We start from the raw sequence: 16710 nt of genomic DNA, 5'->3' as shown, positions 1-16710 counted from the left end.
ATGAGTTTCGTTCTTTTTCATTGACTTTATCATTATATCGGTATTATCTTTATTTATATATAAAAATATCGGCTTGTTTTTTCATTATATTGAGGTTATTATGATTACAAACTATCTTTCCATAAATTCTGACCGGGAGGAAAACCTGATTCGTATTTTCCCGGATTTTCCGGTTTCGGTGTACCGAACCGACTTTTCCGATCCGTCTTATCAGCTTGTGAGCTGGCACTGGCATGAAGATTTCCAGTTCTGCCTGGTCGAGCGCGGCGAGGTCTGTTTTCAGACGCCTGGTTCCAGATTCCCGATTTCGTCCGGCTGCGGTATTTTTTTAAACCGACGGCTCGTCCACAGCGCTTTGCCATTGACGCCGGATTCCTCCTACTACTGCATCAATTTTTCCCCGGCGCTTCTGACTGCTGCCAGCGGGGCTGCTTTGTCGGATGCGATGGTTCTGCCCCTTTTGAATGAGGAAACCTTGTCTTTTTTCCAGTTTGACGCCCTCACACCCGACGGTTCTCTGCTGACGGACTCCATCTGCCGTATTTTACAGCTTTCAGAGAATCACACACCTGAAAGCTCGTTTCAGGTATATGGTATCCTGTTTTCCCTCTGGATCATCGCCTGGCGCTTTCTCCGTCAAGACGAATCCACGTTCAATAAACGCGGCGATACTTCTGCCGCCAACAGCCGCCTGAAAGAGATTTTCCACTACTTGCAGGCGCATTACTCGCAGAAAATCACCCTGCGCGAGATCTCTGACGCAGTCTGCCTCTGTCCGGAAGAATGTGAACGTTTTTTCAAACGGATGACTGGCATCACGATTTTCCAGTATCTCCTTGAATACCGGATCAAAAAAAGCCAGGAGCTTTTGAACAACTCCCGCCTATCTATCGCGGAAATTGCCCAAAGCTCCGGCTTTACAACACAAAGCTACTATTCTTCCTGTTTCAAACGCCTGACCGGATGTACACCGGGGGCGTATCGTAAGCGGAAAATTTCTCTTATAACTTTTCTTTAAGGAATTGCCTCTTCTTGAAACTTCCTTAACCGTGTTCTCATCCGATTCTTTCCATACACAGCACAAACGAGACACTTTGCATCCCTGTTTTATCAGGGATTGCAGTTCTTACATGGTTCATATCCATGTGCAATCACTTCATCGCGCGTACCGGTAAATTCCTGCCGGTTTGCCGCCTTCATCTGGGTGACAGATGTGCAGCTTGGAAGGTGAAATTTTTTCGAGTTGGTATTGAGAATGTAGGTCTGAACCGTCGCGCTGCTTCCAGAGGATCCAGCGCCGCCTCCCGACGAACCAGCTGCTCCCGATCCAGCCGATTGATTCTGGCTGCTGCCATTTCCAGCCGTTCCCTGTCCGGCTGTGCTTCCCGCACTTCCAGAACCGTCCGCCCAGCTTTCTCCTGTCGCATAATCGATCGCAATACCAGGCTGGACATTATAGACGTACACGCAGAACAGCACTCCCTCGCCCTGATCCTCGACGGATTCCGCCTCCATCAGGACGCCGGAGGCAACCAGATTATTGCCCTCAAAAACCGGTGTCACGCGGTACATGACATGGTTTCCGGTTTCTTTCACGTAATCGGCTGTCAGATTTTCAAATGGCAGCATTCCCTGTACGTTCAGATAGCGGGTTCCGGTAATCAGGTTTTTGACATTGGCATTCTCCGCCGTAAGCTGGTAGCCGATCAGATGACAGCGGTTATAGAGATACTTTCCATCCACATTGTCATACTTCGCCGTATGCCATCCCGTCGGCTTGACTTCCCCGATCGAGCCGCGCTTCTCCGTCGGCATCGTGTCCTGCGAAACCGAGGCATATGCCACGCCGCAGCGCCCCAGGCTGTCCAGATCACTGTAACTCTCAAATGATACATCCGTCAGGTCCGCATCGGTAAAATACGGCACATTTCCATTGACCGCCACATACGGCTGACCAGAATATGCCGGTACATCCGCCAGATTAAATGACGTTCCCGAAGCAGAAGATACACGGTTTCCACCATTTTCTGACGATGACACCGCCTGCGAATCTCCGTCCGCACTTTCCGCCTGATTTTCCTCCGCGCTGACACTTCCGTTTCCATTCAGACTTTCCTCTGGAATCTCCTGCGCGCACGCTGAAACAGACAGCATCGCCGCTGCAGCCAGCCCCAGAAGCCACATTTTCAATTTTCTCATATGAATTTCTGCCTTTCCGTTTAAGCCTATCCCTTTCAGAGCCATGTAGATTTGCGCGTTCTGGCGCCTGGTTTTCAGGTGCAGAACCGGCTCTTTTTTATATTTGACTTGTTTTTTATGTTTTTCTTACTCTTTTATATTGTACTTACTTTTTATGTATATTTTTTACCTGCGCACATACCGCTCTTCTGTGATTTTCTCATGCGAGGAACCCGCATATTCCTGCGTTTCTGCCAGCTTCCAGCTGCCCAGATCCATCTTAAAATACATATCTGCCGGATAATCCCGGTTCCAATGACAAAGAATCACTTCTTCGATCCGGCTCTCATACGGAACAACATCCTTGTTCTCGACAAAACAGTACTCTCCCGGCCCCGCCTTTTCCAAAAACGCTTCATCTGCCTGAATCTGCCCAGATTGCCCCAGTTGCCCGGATTTTTCCTGTTCTTTCGGCATATTTCCATTCACCTGTAAAAACTGTTTCTGGCTGTATGCATTCATCCACAGTTTTTTCCCACCTGTCAGCTCCATAATACGCTTTCTAAGCACGCGGTCCTGGCTCTGCCGTCTGTGATTGAACATCATGCCGTTCTGATTATCCACACATACAATTATCTTCATCTCTCTTTTTCTCCCTTTTTCTATCTGCTGTACGTTTCATGTTTCCCAAGGAATCAAAGCAAGCGTCAGCTCCTCCATCCAAGTCCGCAGATTGGGACGCCTGACTGCCAGCGTGTTGACAATCACCGATCGTACACGCACCGGCATCGTTTCTCCTTCTTTCACCAGCCTGCTCACATCGTTTATGACATAAAAATTGCCATTCTCATATCCCAGATACATCATCACATGTCCCGGAAAATATAGAAGTGTGCCCGGTTCTAATGCTCTTAAAATCTGCTTTTTTTCTGAGCAGCGCCGCCCCGCCAGCTCTATTTTTCTAACTGGCATCTGCAGCTGACCGGTCGTATTGCGAGGCAGGATCCATCCAAAACAGCGGTACACTTCCCGGATATAGGAAGAACAATCCCGGCTCTCCAGCATTCCGCCCCAGCCGTAGCGGTCTCCCAGACACTTGAACGCCTGTTTAATAATCTCCTCATTTGTCAAGCTCAAATATCCCACCGATACGTCCCGGCTCATCGGAATCAATCCTTTTTGCCGGAAGAAACTGCCATCCGGAGCGCGGCATGGAAGCCAGACGATGTAATTATTCCAAGACAGTCTGTTCTGTACCCTCTGTTCTGCCTGTGCTTCTGTTGTCTCTATTAGCGCTCCTGTCCCTTTTATTCTGTTTGTTTCTATTGTTTCTTTTATCTCTGGGATTCCTTCTTCCACGCACAATTCCAACACCGTACCCATCCGAAGCCGGTATGCACTGGTTCCCGGATAGACCGCACTTGCTTCCAGCCAGACCATGTCCCCTGTCACTACTAACGGATGGATCGGAAATGCCGCCATCAGCCATTCCGCCCGGTTCCGACAGACTGCCACCGACTCTGCCGATATCCAGCCCTCGCTGCATTCATTCCGGACATACAGATAACTCTCCTCCTGCACCGAACCCAAAATCAAAAGCGGTTCCCCGACCATACAGAGACAAAGTGCTGCCTCATCCCACTCCGGATCGGATGGATCCTCCTCATCGGCTAAAAAAGTCTCCATCGGAAACTGTTTGATCAACCCCTGTGAAGTCGCGATTCCATATTTGATATGAACATTTTTATTCACGCAATTTTGAGCATCACGCACAGTCCAATTTATCCCCTGTATCCCAAATGATAAGAAATTTCCACACCATTTATCATAAACAACTCTCTCTTCTTTGGCAAAGGCTTCATTTTTCAAATCATGCATTTCCGTTCCAGATGTCCGTAAAATCCGTGCATTCAAATTTTCAATTTCTTCCGGCGTCATTTTTACTGTTCCTGGCGCATTTCCTGTGTCAATCCAATGTTCTACCCGGCATTGTTCCTTCGAAACATCTGGTGCGAATGATAAAAAAGACGATCTCATATGAACTGTTCCAAAACAGCCTGCTTAATTTTCGTATCTTTTATATGATGCATCTTCCTTTTTTATACACAATAAGGAATCGGCAGCACCCTCAGCTGGCGTCTCGTCGTTTCCGAAAGTGCCCCAGCTGACTGACCAGCAAATCCATCAGATCCTCGCCGTCCATGGCATATCCACTCTAACTCACATTACTTATACTCAATCACATACCAAATCCAGAACTACCTCTTGCGTCTCACATTCCCACAAAAGGCATCTGCTTCCACGATTGAGTCCCCAGATTTAGTAATTCTCCGCATGAACCTCGAAATAAGCCTGCGGATGCGCGCATACCGGACAAACTTCCGGTGCTTTCTCGCCTACTACGATATGACCGCAGTTGCGGCATTCCCATACCTTCACTTCGCTCTTCTTAAATACTTCCTGCGCTTCCACATTGTGAAGCAGGGCACGGTAGCGCTCTTCATGATGTTTTTCGATCTCCGCTACCATACGGAATTTCGCTGCCAGCTCCGGAAAGCCCTCTTCCTCAGCCGTCTTGGCAAATCCATCATACATATCTGTCCACTCATAATTCTCGCCGTCTGCAGCAGATGCCAGATTCTCTGCGGTATTTCCCAGGCCGTCTAATTCCTTAAACCACATCTTTGCGTGTTCTTTCTCATTGTCTGCGGTCTTTAAAAAAAGGGCGGAAATCTGCTCAAATCCCTCTTTTTTTGCCTTGGATGCAAAATAGGTATATTTATTTCTCGCCTGTGATTCGCCGGAAAAAGCCTCCCTCAGGTTCTTTTCCGTCTGGGTTCCTGCATATTTATTAGCCATTGCGTTGTCCTCCTTTTAATTGCATGAAAACAGATCATCTTTTCTTTCTATTATATCACGATTGAATGTTTTTAATATGTTTTTCAAAAGCATTTTTTTCCAACATCCAGACAAAAACAGGGATATCAGACGTTCAAATCTGATATCCCCGTTTCTTTTCTAAATAGGAATCTACTACCTTCCGCTTCCCTTACGCCTCATCAATCGCATGCCCGATATCATGGCGCATATATTTGTTAGCAAAATTGATCCACTCGGTCGCCTTGTATGCGTTGGCGCGCGCCTCTTTCAGGTCTTTGCCCTTTGCAGTAACGCCCAGCACTCGACCGCCGTTTGTCACGATGTCGCCGTCCTCATCGAACTTCGTGCCCGCGTGGAATACATAGTAACCGTCCGTGTCTTTGAATTTCTCCAGACCGTGAATCTTGAAACCTTTTTCATATTTCACCGGATAACCATCCGACGCCAGAACAACACAGACTGCCGCATTGTCCTCAAATTCCAGCTGGATCTGATCCAGGGTTCCGTCGATACATGCCTCAAAGACTTCCACGATATCGTTCTTCATGCGCGTCAGGACAACCTGTGTCTCCGGATCGCCGAAACGAGCATTGTATTCCAGCACCTTCGGACCATCTTCGGTCAGCATCAGACCGAAAAAAATGATTCCCTTGAAGATACGTCCTTCCTTCTTCATCGCGTCAACCGACGGCTGATAGATGTACTTTTTGCAGAATTCATCTACTTCTTTTGTGTAGAACGGGCTTGGTGAGAAGGTTCCCATACCGCCTGTATTTAAGCCCTGATCGCCGTCCAGCGCCCGCTTGTGGTCCTGGGAGGAGGTCATAATGCGGATCGTATCGCCATCGACGAAGGAAAGGACAGAAACCTCGCGTCCTGTCATGAACTCCTCGATGACCATCTGATTGCCGGCAGAACCAAACTTCTTGTCCTCCATGATCTCCTTGACGCCTGCCTCTGCTTCCTCTAAAGTATTGCAGATCAGAACACCTTTTCCAAGTGCCAGACCATCTGCTTTCAAAACGATCGGCATCTTAGCGGTCTGTAAGTATTCCAGCGCCTTGTGTGGATCGGTAAAAGTCTCATAGGCTGCGGTCGGAATGTTGTATTTCTTCATCAGATCCTTGGAAAATGCCTTTGATCCTTCCAGAATCGCCGCGTTTTTTCTCGGTCCAAATACACGCAGTCCCTGTGCCTCGAACACATCCACGATACCGCCAACCAGCGGATCGTCCATGCCGATCACGGTCAGGTCAACCTTATGCTCTTTTGCAAATGCCGCCAGCTTATCAAATTCCATCGCACTGATCGGCACACACTCTGCATACTCTGCAATTCCCGCATTGCCCGGTGCACAATAAATTTTATCTACCTTCGGACTCTGAGCTACTTTCCATGCGATCGCATGCTCACGTCCGCCGCTGCCAACGATTAAAACTTTCATGTTCTTCTCCTTATATTCTTCCGTTTGCAATCGCATCGATCGCCTGCGGAAGCAGTACCCACTCTGCCTGTTCCATCACGCGCTGCTGCAGCGTCTTCGGCGTATCATCCGGCTGCACCTCTACGGCTTTCTGGAAGAGGATCGGACCGGTATCGGTTCCCTCATCCACATAGTGAACCGTCGCGCCCGTCACCTTGACGCCGCGCGCCAGTGCCGCCTCATGCACCTTCAGTCCATAATAGCCGACGCCACAGAAGGACGGAATCAGGGACGGGTGGATATTGATAATTTTATTTCTGTATGCCTCGATCATCGCCGCCGGAATCTTCACAAGAAATCCAGCCAGAACGATGAGATCCGGCTTACACGCCTTGACGGTCTCTAAAAGCGCCTCATCGAATGCATCTCGCGTCTCATACGCCTTCGGAGTCACAACAAACGCCGGGACACCGTGTTTTTTCGCGCGCTCAATCGCATAAACACCCTCATTGTTGCTGATAACCGCTGCAATCTCTGCGTTCGTGATCTTGCCGTTATCAACCGCATCCAGGATTGCCTGCAGATTTGTACCGCCGCCAGACACCATTACAACGACTCTTAGCATAATGTTACTCCCTTTTCTCCTGCCTCAACAGAACCAATGATGTACGGTGTATCGCCAGCGGACTTCATTGCCTCCATCGCGCGCTCTGCATCAGCCGCATCGACTGCTACGACCATGCCGATACCCATGTTGTAGGTATTGTACATCATGTGCTCCTCGATATCGCCTTTCTTCGCCAGCATACCGAAGATCGGCGGAATCTGATAGCTGTCTTTCTTGATGACTGCGCGGACGCCGTCTTTCAGCATACGCGGAACATTCTCATAGAAGCCGCCGCCAGTGATATGGCTGCACGCTTTCACAGTCACGCCTGCATTCTTCACTGCTTTCAGCGCCTTTACATAGATACGGGTCGGTGCCAGAAGTGCCTCGCCAAGCGTGGTTCCCAACTCCTCATAGTAGGTCTCCAGTCCCTCTTTGTTGAGTTCCTTCTCAAATACCTTGCGGACCAGGGAGAAACCATTACTGTGAACGCCGGTGGATGCCATACCGATCAGTACATCACCCGGTTTCAGGTTTTCGCCGGTAATCATGTCTTTTTTATCAACCACACCGACAGCAAAACCAGCCAGATCATAATCTTCCTCCGGCATCAGTCCCGGATGCTCGGCTGTCTCGCCGCCGATCAGAGCTGCCTCCGACTGTAAGCAGCCTTCTGCAACGCCTTTTACGATATCCGCGATCTTTTCCGGATAGTTCTTGCCGCAGGCAATATAGTCCAGGAAAAACAGCGGCTCGCCGCCTGCACATGCAATGTCGTTGACACACATCGCAACCGCGTCGATACCGATCGTGTCATGCTTGTCCATGATGATCGCCAGTTTTACCTTGGTACCACAGCCGTCCGTACCAGATAAGAGAACCGGATCTTCCATCTCTTTAATCTTTGCCAGGGAGAATGCACCGGCAAAGCCGCCCAGACCTCCCAGCACTTCCTCACGCATCGTTTTCTTTACATGCTCTTTCATCAGTTCTACCGACTTATAACCAGCCTCAATATCTACTCCGGAATTCTTGTAATCCATGGTTTTCCTCCGTATGTCCTTGTTTATATTTTTAATATTTATTTCTGTGCCAGATACTCTTTATGTCCCAGTTTCTGTAATTTCTCATCCTTACCGACCACTTCGTTCTTCATCTCCTCAGAGTATGCTTTTAATTTTGCTAAAAGCTCCGGATCGGAAGTTGCCAGAATCTTGGCTGCCAGAATACCCGCATTCTTGCCGCCGTTGATCGCTACCGTCGCAACCGGAATACCGGACGGCATCTGTACGATCGAATACAGAGAATCAACTCCGCCTAAATCCGAGGTTTTCATCGGAATACCGATCACCGGCATCGGAAACAGTGCCGCGCACATACCCGGCAGATGCGCTGCCTTACCAGCACCTGCAATGATAACCTTAAAGCCTTTCTCCTCAGCGGATTTTGCATAGTTAAAAAAGATGTCTGGCTCACGGTGTGCAGAAATGATTGTCATTTCATAATCAATCCCCATCTTGTCCAGAAAATCTGCTGCCTGTGCCATGATCGGCATGTCCGAATCGCTTCCCATTACAATTCCTACTTTTGCCATCGTTCATTCTCCTTTTCTCTGCATTATATTTATTAGTTCTACTTATAAGTAATTTGAATAAAAACAGCTTTACTTATTAGTAATGATACTAGGTTTTTGATCGCAAGTCAATAGGGTTTCGAGAATCCTTCAAAAAATACTATGAGATTGCAGCCTCCTTGCTTTTATGTTATCCTTATTGGCATCACAATGATTACAAAGAGGTTCCCTAAATGAAACGGACATTATCATACACTATTACAAATAAAAACAAAGCTGACACCATCGGCGCCTTCCTCCGCGATGCCGGATATTCCCGCCGCATCCTCATCGAGCTCAAACAGAACCCTGAGCAGATCTGCCTGAACGGAACACCGTCCTGGCTGAACACACCGCTTCAGATCGGAGACACCCTGACGCTCTTTCTCCCGGACGAACCCGTTTCTTCAGATATTCTTCCGGTCAATCTTCCGATCGATATAGTATATGAAGACGAAGATCTCATAATACTCAACAAAGCCACCGGAATGCCTGTCCACCCATCCCAGGGACACCATGAAAATACGCTGGCAAACGCTCTCGCGTACCGGTTTGCCTCGCGCGGCGAACATTTCGTGTTCCGTGCCGTGAACCGCTTAGACCGAGACACCACCGGTCTTCTGCTGATCGCCAAACATAAAATAAGCGGCGCATTTCTCTCCGCCATGACTGCAAAAAAAGAGATACGCCGCGAATATCTCGCGATTGTTGCCGGTAAACCAGAAGAATCTGGCACTATCGATCTGCCGATCGCCCGAAAAGATGGTTCCACCATCGAACGCTGCATCGATATGGATCATGGGGAACACGCCGTTACCCATTACCGGTGTCTTGATTACCGGGACGATCTCGGCTGCTCCCTCGTCCGGCTTCGCCTGGAAACGGGGCGCACCCACCAGATCCGGGTCCACATGAAAGCCATCGGGCACCCACTTTTAGGGGATTTTCTATACAACCCGGATTACCGCTTCATCGGACGGCAGGCGCTTCACTCCTATACGGTGGCATTCCGGCATCCGATCACTGGGGAAGCAATGGAGTTTACGGCTCCGATGCCGGAGGATTTTTCCTTCTTCTATTAATACTGCTTCCGCAGTCCCTTCGGATAATGGTTTTTCAGCGTCCCGCCGCTCTTCTTGCCCCATCCGAGCGAATACCCGTCCACACTCACAAGGCACCAGCCTTTTCCGGCGTCTTCCTCAGAAAGCTGGATCGTCTCGCCGCGCAGGTATGCCGCCGTCTCCGGCGCGTCGGCAGACAGGTTCACGTTCTGTTTTACCTCCGATGGATGCAGGGCAAGTGCCAGCGCGTGGGACGGCTCAAAACGGTTTTTCTTAAATTCTCCCATCTGAAGCCCCGGGCGAAGCACCCGCAGCCTCTTAAAATCGACCATCTCCTCCGGCGTCCGGTAAAGCTGATCGCCAAACATCGTCATCGTACTGTCCGCTGTCCATTTCTTCGGCTCAATAAATATCTCTTTGCAGAAATCCTCATAGACTGCCAGAAGCTTCTTGTCCTTCATCGAAGCCGGATATTTACGCTTCACGCTCTCCGGCTCGCCCGTTTTTCGAAGAAGTGCCGCATAATGGCCTTCTCCCTCGGTCCGGTGCGGCCAGATACGGACCGTTTTCTCGATTCCATCCGTCACGCCCGCCCCCCAGGCTGGAACGCCGTGCGAAAGTCCCGGATAGTCCGGCGTTTCCTCTAGCGCAAACTCTGGATGTGCCTCTAAAAAACGTCCGATCGCCTGCTCGTCCTCCTCCGGCGCAAACGTACAGGTGGAGTACACCAGCCGTCCGCCCGGTTTCAGCATCATCGCCGCATTTTCAAGAATCTCCTGCTGCCGCCCAGCACAGCGATGCACATTCTCCGGGCTCCATTCCGTGACCGCCGTCTCATCCTTGCGGAACATTCCCTCGCCGGAACACGGTGCATCCACGATGATCCCATCAAAAAATGCCGGAAAATACTTCGTCAGCCGCCCGGAATCTTCATTTGTCACAACCGCATTCCGGATTCCCATGCGCTCGATATTCTGCGAGAGAATCTTTGCACGCGCCGGATGGATCTCATTGCTCACCAGAAGTCCTTCTCCGCCCAATCTCGCCGCCGCCTGCGTCGATTTTCCGCCCGGTGCCGCACAGAGATCCAGAATCATTTCCCCCGGCTGCGGGTTTAAAAGCGAAGCCGCAATCATCGCGCTCGGCTCCTGAATATAGTAAACGCCCGCATCGTGGTACGGATGACGCCCCGGACGCTCCTCCGCCCCATAAGCGAATCCCTCCGCCGCCCACGCAACCGGATTCAGAGAAAATGGAGCCGTCTTAGCAAATTCAGCCGGATCCGCTTTCAGTCCGTTCACGCGCAGTCCCTGTGAGCGCTCCTTATCATAACTGGCGATAAACGCATCGTACTCCCTGCCGAGCATCTGTTTCATACGTTCAGTAAATGCTGCTGGTAAATTTATCATGGTTTTGTATTATCCTTCTTAATCAAACATATAATTCATCTTTCCTAAATAATAATACTATTACATAAACAGCAATTCCGTCAACTATTTCTGCCTCTTCTTTCCAGTATCTTTTCCGCCCCATTTTCCCACACTATCCTCATGATTCGATGGATATTTACGTTCGTTCTCCTCCCATTTTTTAGTTTCTCACTCACACGCGGATGCAATCTGTTTTCCTCCAATTTTTCCAGCATCAGCATTGCACTGCACCGGCGTGGGGAATTTTTTCTCTGGTGCCTGCTCTGCGGCGGCTTTTTCTACTCCCAACTCTCCCTGTACCGCCCCCGCCAGGCAAAATGCTGCCTGCTTCTCCTCACTGCCGCTGCCCTGCTGCCCTATGCCCCGGAGCACCTCCCAGTCTGTGCTATCCTTCACACGCTTCTGGCGCTGGCGGCTGCGCTGTTATTTCTTTATAATCTGTTTTATTTAAGCTTGCAGCTCTATTTTTCGTCCCCAGCTCCTGTCCGTTATTCCCAAAGGACCTCCAATACTGCCTTTTTCAGCAAATTGACTCACTCTCTGGATTCTCCTGCTACCCGTGGGCGTCTCTGCCTTCTGCTCCTCTGGATTTCATCCGTCTTCTGTCTGGACAGCTGGATTTTATCGGGAATCATCAACAGTGCCATGGAAATTTGCCTGACCTTAACCGCTGGCGTACTGTTCTGGCTGTTTTTTCCTTCATTCCGCCCTGCACCGAATCATCCGCATTCCCTTTTATGATTTTAAAACATCCCCATATCAAAATATCCACAGATCAGTGAACCGTCCGTGAGACCTGGTGCGTGATTCTGATCAGCGAAGCTGACATATTCCATACAGAATCACTGTGCATCCTCGCGGAGCGTATTTTGTTTCATAGGACGTAACTGTTCAGTACCTTCACAGTCACGCGCAAAAATCCATCAAAAATTGCCTACGGCAATGGGATTTTTGCCTGCTGGCCCATGTTTTCGTACGGTCAGCGCAGTAAATGCGCAGACCTACTGAACTGTTACACATTTTCTAAATTAAAGTCTTATGCCTGCTTTTTCTTTGCCGCCTCAACCAGCTTCTCCATCTCCCGCATTACCTCTTCAAAATTCAACGCAGAAGTATCCAGTAAAATGGCGTCCTCCGCCTGCTTGAGAGGCGACAATTCCCGGTGCATATCGCGGTAATCGCGCTCGATGATATCCTGCTCGATCGCCTCCAGGGAACAGCTTTCCCCGCGTTCGCTCAGCTCTTTATAACGGCGTTCGGCTCTCACATGACTGCTCGCGGTCAAATATACTTTCAGGGTCGCATCCGGCAGAACCGCCGTTCCGATATCCCGGCCATCCATCACGACATCCCGGCGTCCGGCTAATTCACGCTGCAGCTCCACCAGTTTTTTGCGGACCGGCGCATAGACAGAGGTATTCGAAGCCATATTTCCAACTGCCTCCGTCCGAAGCTTGCTGCTGACATTCTCCCCATTTAAATAAACCTGCTGGACCCCATTTTCATATTCCAGTGAAATAGAAACCGTCTCACAGGCGCGTCCGATCGCCGCCTCATCATGGCTGTCGATGCCCTGGCGCAGAAAATACAATGCCATCGCCCGGTACATCGCCCCCGTATCTACATAAATATATTCATAATCTTCCGCCAGCTTCTTTGCCACTGTGCTCTTCCCAGCCCCGGCTGGTCCATCAATCGCTATATTAATCGGCATTTCGTTTCCCCTTTTTCATATCGTTATAATTCATGATTTTCCGCTGCGCTCCGTCCTGCCAGAACGCCGGTCGACCACGCAATTTGTAAGTTGTAGCCACCCGTGACTGCATCGAGATCCAGCACTTCCCCGGCAAAATAAAGCCCTGGAAGCTTCTTTGACTCCATCGTGGATGGATTAACTTCTTTTACCGTCACACCGCCCTGGGTAATGATCGCCTCATTGAAACCCCTCAGCCCGGTCAGCGTCAGGGTAAAATGCTTTGTCACCTCCGCCAGCCGTCTCCGCTCTTCCTTCGTCACGGCGTTGACCTGCTTGTCCGGCTCAATGCCGCTGCGGCGAATTATGACCGGTATCAGTTTTGATGGGTACAGGTGGTTCACCGCATTTTTAAACTGTTTATTCTTCTCCGTCTCAAAATCGCGCAGAATCCGTGCATCGAGCTGTTCCATGGAAAGCGCCGGTTTCAGATCGATCATCAGAGTCAGCGGACCTTTTTTCAGTTTTTTCGCCGCATAACTGCTGGCACTCAAGAGTACCGGACCCGAAACGCCGTAATGGGTAAACAACATCTCGCCAAATTCACGGTAAACCTCTTTCTTTCCATTTAAAACAGCAGCTTCCACGTTCCGCAGAGAAAGTCCCTGCAGCTCTTTCATATCTTCCTTCGTCTCAAACGGAACAAGCGCCGGCGAAAGTTCCGTTACCTTGTGCCCTGCTGCCTTCGCAAACCGGTAACCATCGCCGGTTGAGCCGGTCGTCGGGTAGGACAGACCGCCCGTCGCCACGATCACCGCATCCGCAGCTATGTAGGAGTCCTTTTTTCCACGCTCATTACCGCCCTGCGCCAGAATCACACCTTTTAATACACCATCCTCCAGCCACAGTTCCCGGACTCCCTGATTCAATTCTACTTTCACGCGCAGTTCCCGCAGCCGTCTTGCAAGCGCCGATGTCACATCCGACGCTCGGTCAGACACCGGAAAGACACGGCTGCCGCGCTCCACCTTAACATGACAGCCGTTCGCCTCCAGAAAATCCTTCATATCCTGATTGGTAAAACCATAAAATGCACTGTACAAAAAGCGGCTGTTTGTCACAACACTGTCAAACAGCCCTTCCATATCACAGTCATTCGTCACATTGCAGCGCCCTTTTCCCGTGATATAGATTTTCTTTCCCAGTTTCTCATTCTTTTCATAGATCGTTACCGCGCAGCCATTTTCCGCCGCCGCAATCGCAGCCGCCATACCGGCTGCCCCGCCGCCGATCACGATTATTTTTTTCATATTGCTATCCTTTTCGTTTTTATATCGCTTGGTGCTATCAATCCTGTACCAGGTGAATCGCAAATCCGCCGACTTCTTCTTTAAAACAGGCGAAAATGCAGCGTCCCTGCTCATCAAAGCGCTTCGTCTTTCGATTTTGTATTGATTCCCTCATGCTTCACATGCATATGAAATAATTCCATCGGAGTTGGATCCCCGGCATGCTCTGCCATAATTGCAAGCGTGCTTTCTTTTGCTGTCTGCTCCATTTTGTCCGCTTCCTTTCTATCGTTACACTTAATGCAAAGTTTAGACAAATGTTTGTATTTTTTAAATTGCCGTCTATTTTCTTTAAATATTGATTTTACTGTATCTTACGAAGAATTGCAACCGCGCTTCTGCATATTTCCACACATGATTGCCAAATCGACAGCCCGCTTTTTTCTATCACTTACGCAGCTTTTTTACCTCACGGATCTTCTCCTCCATGGCCTCCACAACCGTTTCCAGCACCTTGACGCGCGCGTAATATTTGGAATTTCCTTCTACGATCGTCCACGGGGCATAGGTGGTAGAGGTCCGCACCAGCATCTCATTGACTGCCTGCTCGTATGCGTCCCATTTTTCACGGTTGCGCCAGTCTTCGTCCGTGATCTTCCACTGTTTTGCCGGATCCTCCATGCGCTCCTTAAAGCGGCATTCCTGCTCATCTTTATCAATATGAATCCAGAATTTCACGATCACCGCGCCAAAATTCGCCATGTGCTCTTCCATCTCATTGATTTCCTGATACGCCCGTTTCCAGTCCGCCTCACTGCAGAAGCCCTCGATCCTCTCCACCATCACACGCCCGTACCAGGTGCGGTCGAAGATCGCAATATGCCCCGCTTTCGGCATCTCCCGCCAGAAACGCCACAGATAATGGTGTACCTTCTCCACATCATTCGGTGCCGCCGTCGGATTGACCTTGTAGCCGCGTGGATCCAGGTGGCTTGTCAGGCGCCGGATCGCACCGCCTTTTCCCGCCGCATCCCAGCCTTCAAAGCCGATCACCACCGGAATCCGCAGCCGGTACAGCTCGCCGTGCAGCACCTCCAGCTTTTTCTGCAGCTTATCCAAACGTTCCTTATATTCCTCGCGTGTCAGCGTTTTCGTCAGATCCACGCCGGAAAGCACGCCATTTTTAAACCGCTCATCTGGAAGTTTGACCGGCGGATGCACCGCCCCTTCCTCGCGTTCCATTCGGCGGCGGTTCAGCTCATACTCCAGCCGGTCTGTGACGGTGGATAAAATCTTGACTGCCGCATAATTTTTATCAGTCGCTTCCACGATCGTCCACGGCGCGTACCCGGTATCCGTCCGCTGCAGCATTTCCTCATTCATCTCCAGAAATGTATCGTAATCCTTGTTGCGCTTCCAGTCCGCCTCCGTCACACGCCACGCAGTCTCTTTGCTTTCTTCCAGCCGTTTAAAGCGCTTTTTCTGCTCGTCCCTGGAAATATACAGAAACAATTTGATCAGAATCATGCCGGAATCTGCCAGCTGCTTTTCAAATGAAAGGATATCCCGGAACGCCCCGTTTAGCTCCTGCCGCTTCGTCTCTTTGTCAAACCGGTCAACGGTAACCTTATCGTACCAACTCTTGTCAAAGATCATCATACGTCCATCTTCCGGTGTCTTCGTCCAATACCGCCAGAGAAATGGACGCATCCGTTCCTCCTCCCCCGTCTCCCGGCTCGCATAAACATCAAAGCCGCGCGGATCCAGCGGCTGGATCAGGCGGTTGATCTGCGTTCCCTTACCGCCTGCCCCGAATCCGTCAAATACGATGACAACCGGGATCTTTTCCTCCTTACAGGCGCGCTGCAATTCTCCCAGCTTCACATCCATCTCTTCCCGAAGCTTCTTGTAGTTTTCCTTATCCACTGATTTATTCAAATCAACTTTTTCCAGCATCTTTCCACCTCCACATCAAGCAGTAAAATGACCTTTCACCAATCCCATGGCATCACAATGCTTCGTCTTTACCTTTCCCCGTCATCATCTCATGCTCTTTTTTGATCTCTTCATATAATTGTACCGAATCCCACTTCATATTATACGGTGTCAGGACTGCTTTATAATCGATCCGTCCGACTCCCTTTTTTCGGAGTGCGTGGATAAATGCATCGATCTGGCGGAAGAAAAGCCTGCCATGATCGCCATCTCATCTGAGAAATCCATTTTCCTGGAAGAATCGTTCTCCGGCACTTCTCGCTGCAGCCTCCCGTCTGCCAGTTTCTGAGCGGACTCTTCTTTTTGCGTTTCCTCCACAGCCTCTATTGCTTGTCCGGCTTCCTTGAGGACATCCTCATCCAGTCCTTTCACGCCAGCCAGCACGCCCACCGGCAGCCCGTACTCCTCCTTTTTCACTGCCCTTAAACGGAATCCCAGTGGCATAAGCGCCTGCTGCACCTTCATTTTTCTTTTGGAATCAGTAAAATTATACAATAATACAGTTGGTTTCATCGTAATTTATCGATTCTCCTCTCTGTTTC

18 protein-coding genes are annotated in these 16710 nt (G+C 49.9%); 2 read left to right on the top strand and 16 right to left on the bottom strand.

Annotated features, from left to right (window positions below; translation table 11 throughout):
• Positions 1–100: 100 nt before the first annotated feature.
• A complete protein-coding gene (locus DWZ16_RS00150; protein ID WP_118467825.1) occupies positions 101–1018 on the top strand; it encodes a helix-turn-helix domain-containing protein in 918 nt (305 codons plus the stop codon).
• Between the two features lie 92 nt (positions 1019–1110).
• On the opposite strand, the gene DWZ16_RS00145 is transcribed toward DWZ16_RS00150, so the two are convergent.
• The 8 genes from DWZ16_RS00145 to purE form a co-directional block, all read right to left on the bottom strand.
• Positions 1111–2199 carry a DNA/RNA non-specific endonuclease gene (locus DWZ16_RS00145; protein ID WP_118468083.1) on the bottom strand — a complete coding sequence of 363 codons (1089 nt, stop codon included), beginning with the start codon at positions 2197–2199 and terminating at the stop codon, positions 1111–1113.
• A gap of 165 nt (positions 2200–2364) precedes the next feature.
• Positions 2365–2820 (bottom strand): ribonuclease Z, encoded by a 456-nt coding sequence (locus tag DWZ16_RS00140; RefSeq protein ID WP_118522066.1) that lies wholly within the window; start codon positions 2818–2820, stop codon positions 2365–2367.
• A gap of 36 nt (positions 2821–2856) precedes the next feature.
• Complete coding sequence (locus DWZ16_RS00135) at positions 2857–3930, bottom strand: C40 family peptidase (RefSeq protein ID WP_182427268.1); 1074 nt, start codon at positions 3928–3930, stop codon at positions 2857–2859.
• A gap of 567 nt (positions 3931–4497) precedes the next feature.
• A complete protein-coding gene (gene rbr / locus DWZ16_RS00130) occupies positions 4498–5037 on the bottom strand; it encodes a rubrerythrin (RefSeq protein ID WP_107000364.1) in 540 nt (179 codons plus the stop codon).
• Positions 5038–5227: 190 nt separating this feature from the next.
• Positions 5228–6502, bottom strand: coding sequence for a phosphoribosylamine--glycine ligase (purD, locus tag DWZ16_RS00125; RefSeq protein WP_118522064.1), 1275 nt, complete (start codon positions 6500–6502; stop codon positions 5228–5230).
• A 10-nt stretch (positions 6503–6512) separates the two neighbouring features.
• Positions 6513–7106 carry a phosphoribosylglycinamide formyltransferase gene (purN, locus tag DWZ16_RS00120; protein ID WP_118522063.1) on the bottom strand — a complete coding sequence of 198 codons (594 nt, stop codon included), beginning with the start codon at positions 7104–7106 and terminating at the stop codon, positions 6513–6515.
• Positions 7100–8131: a phosphoribosylformylglycinamidine cyclo-ligase gene (gene purM, locus DWZ16_RS00115; RefSeq protein ID WP_118522062.1), complete on the bottom strand. Its 1032-nt coding sequence runs from the start codon at positions 8129–8131 to the stop codon at positions 7100–7102. The genes purN and purM overlap by 7 nt, the downstream gene beginning before the upstream one ends.
• 38 nt (positions 8132–8169) lie before the next feature.
• Positions 8170–8682, bottom strand: a complete 513-nt coding sequence (gene purE / locus DWZ16_RS00110; RefSeq protein WP_022359211.1) for a 5-(carboxyamino)imidazole ribonucleotide mutase — start codon at positions 8680–8682, stop codon at positions 8170–8172.
• A 212-nt stretch (positions 8683–8894) separates the two neighbouring features.
• Between purE and DWZ16_RS00105 the strand changes: the two genes are divergently transcribed.
• Entirely contained in the window at positions 8895–9782 is an 888-nt protein-coding gene (locus DWZ16_RS00105; protein ID WP_118293609.1) for an RluA family pseudouridine synthase, read from the top strand.
• Here DWZ16_RS00105 and DWZ16_RS00100 read toward each other — a convergent pair.
• From DWZ16_RS00100 to DWZ16_RS00075, 8 genes are all read right to left on the bottom strand, one after another.
• Complete coding sequence (locus DWZ16_RS00100) at positions 9779–11170, bottom strand: RsmF rRNA methyltransferase first C-terminal domain-containing protein (RefSeq protein ID WP_182427267.1); 1392 nt, start codon at positions 11168–11170, stop codon at positions 9779–9781. The two genes, DWZ16_RS00105 and DWZ16_RS00100, sit on opposite strands and share 4 nt — an antisense overlap.
• A gap of 189 nt (positions 11171–11359) precedes the next feature.
• Entirely contained in the window at positions 11360–11587 is a 228-nt protein-coding gene (locus DWZ16_RS00095) for a hypothetical protein (RefSeq protein WP_118522061.1), read from the bottom strand.
• Positions 11588–12227: 640 nt separating this feature from the next.
• Entirely contained in the window at positions 12228–12905 is a 678-nt protein-coding gene (gene cmk / locus DWZ16_RS00090; RefSeq protein ID WP_118522060.1) for a (d)CMP kinase, read from the bottom strand.
• Between the two features lie 23 nt (positions 12906–12928).
• Positions 12929–14194 (bottom strand): NAD(P)/FAD-dependent oxidoreductase, encoded by a 1266-nt coding sequence (locus DWZ16_RS00085; protein WP_118522154.1) that lies wholly within the window; start codon positions 14192–14194, stop codon positions 12929–12931.
• 113 nt (positions 14195–14307) lie between these two features.
• Positions 14308–14442, bottom strand: a complete 135-nt coding sequence (locus DWZ16_RS16370) for a hypothetical protein (RefSeq protein ID WP_270228412.1) — start codon at positions 14440–14442, stop codon at positions 14308–14310.
• 178 nt (positions 14443–14620) lie between these two features.
• On the bottom strand, positions 14621–16129 hold the full coding sequence (gene pap / locus DWZ16_RS00080; protein ID WP_118293202.1) for a polyphosphate:AMP phosphotransferase: 1509 nt from the start codon (positions 16127–16129) through the stop codon (positions 14621–14623).
• A gap of 52 nt (positions 16130–16181) precedes the next feature.
• Positions 16182–16301, bottom strand: coding sequence for a DUF3783 domain-containing protein (locus DWZ16_RS15715; protein WP_243015286.1), 120 nt, complete (start codon positions 16299–16301; stop codon positions 16182–16184).
• Positions 16280–16681 (bottom strand): hypothetical protein, encoded by a 402-nt coding sequence (locus DWZ16_RS00075; RefSeq protein ID WP_243021871.1) that lies wholly within the window; start codon positions 16679–16681, stop codon positions 16280–16282. The genes DWZ16_RS15715 and DWZ16_RS00075 overlap by 22 nt, the downstream gene beginning before the upstream one ends.
• Between the last annotated feature and the right edge of the window lie 29 nt (positions 16682–16710).

This window comes from Clostridium sp. AF29-8BH (genome assembly GCF_003478145.1).
Taxonomy (GTDB): domain Bacteria; phylum Bacillota; class Clostridia; order Lachnospirales; family Lachnospiraceae; genus Otoolea; species Otoolea fessa.
This window is presented reverse-complemented; position numbering and strand designations above follow the sequence as displayed.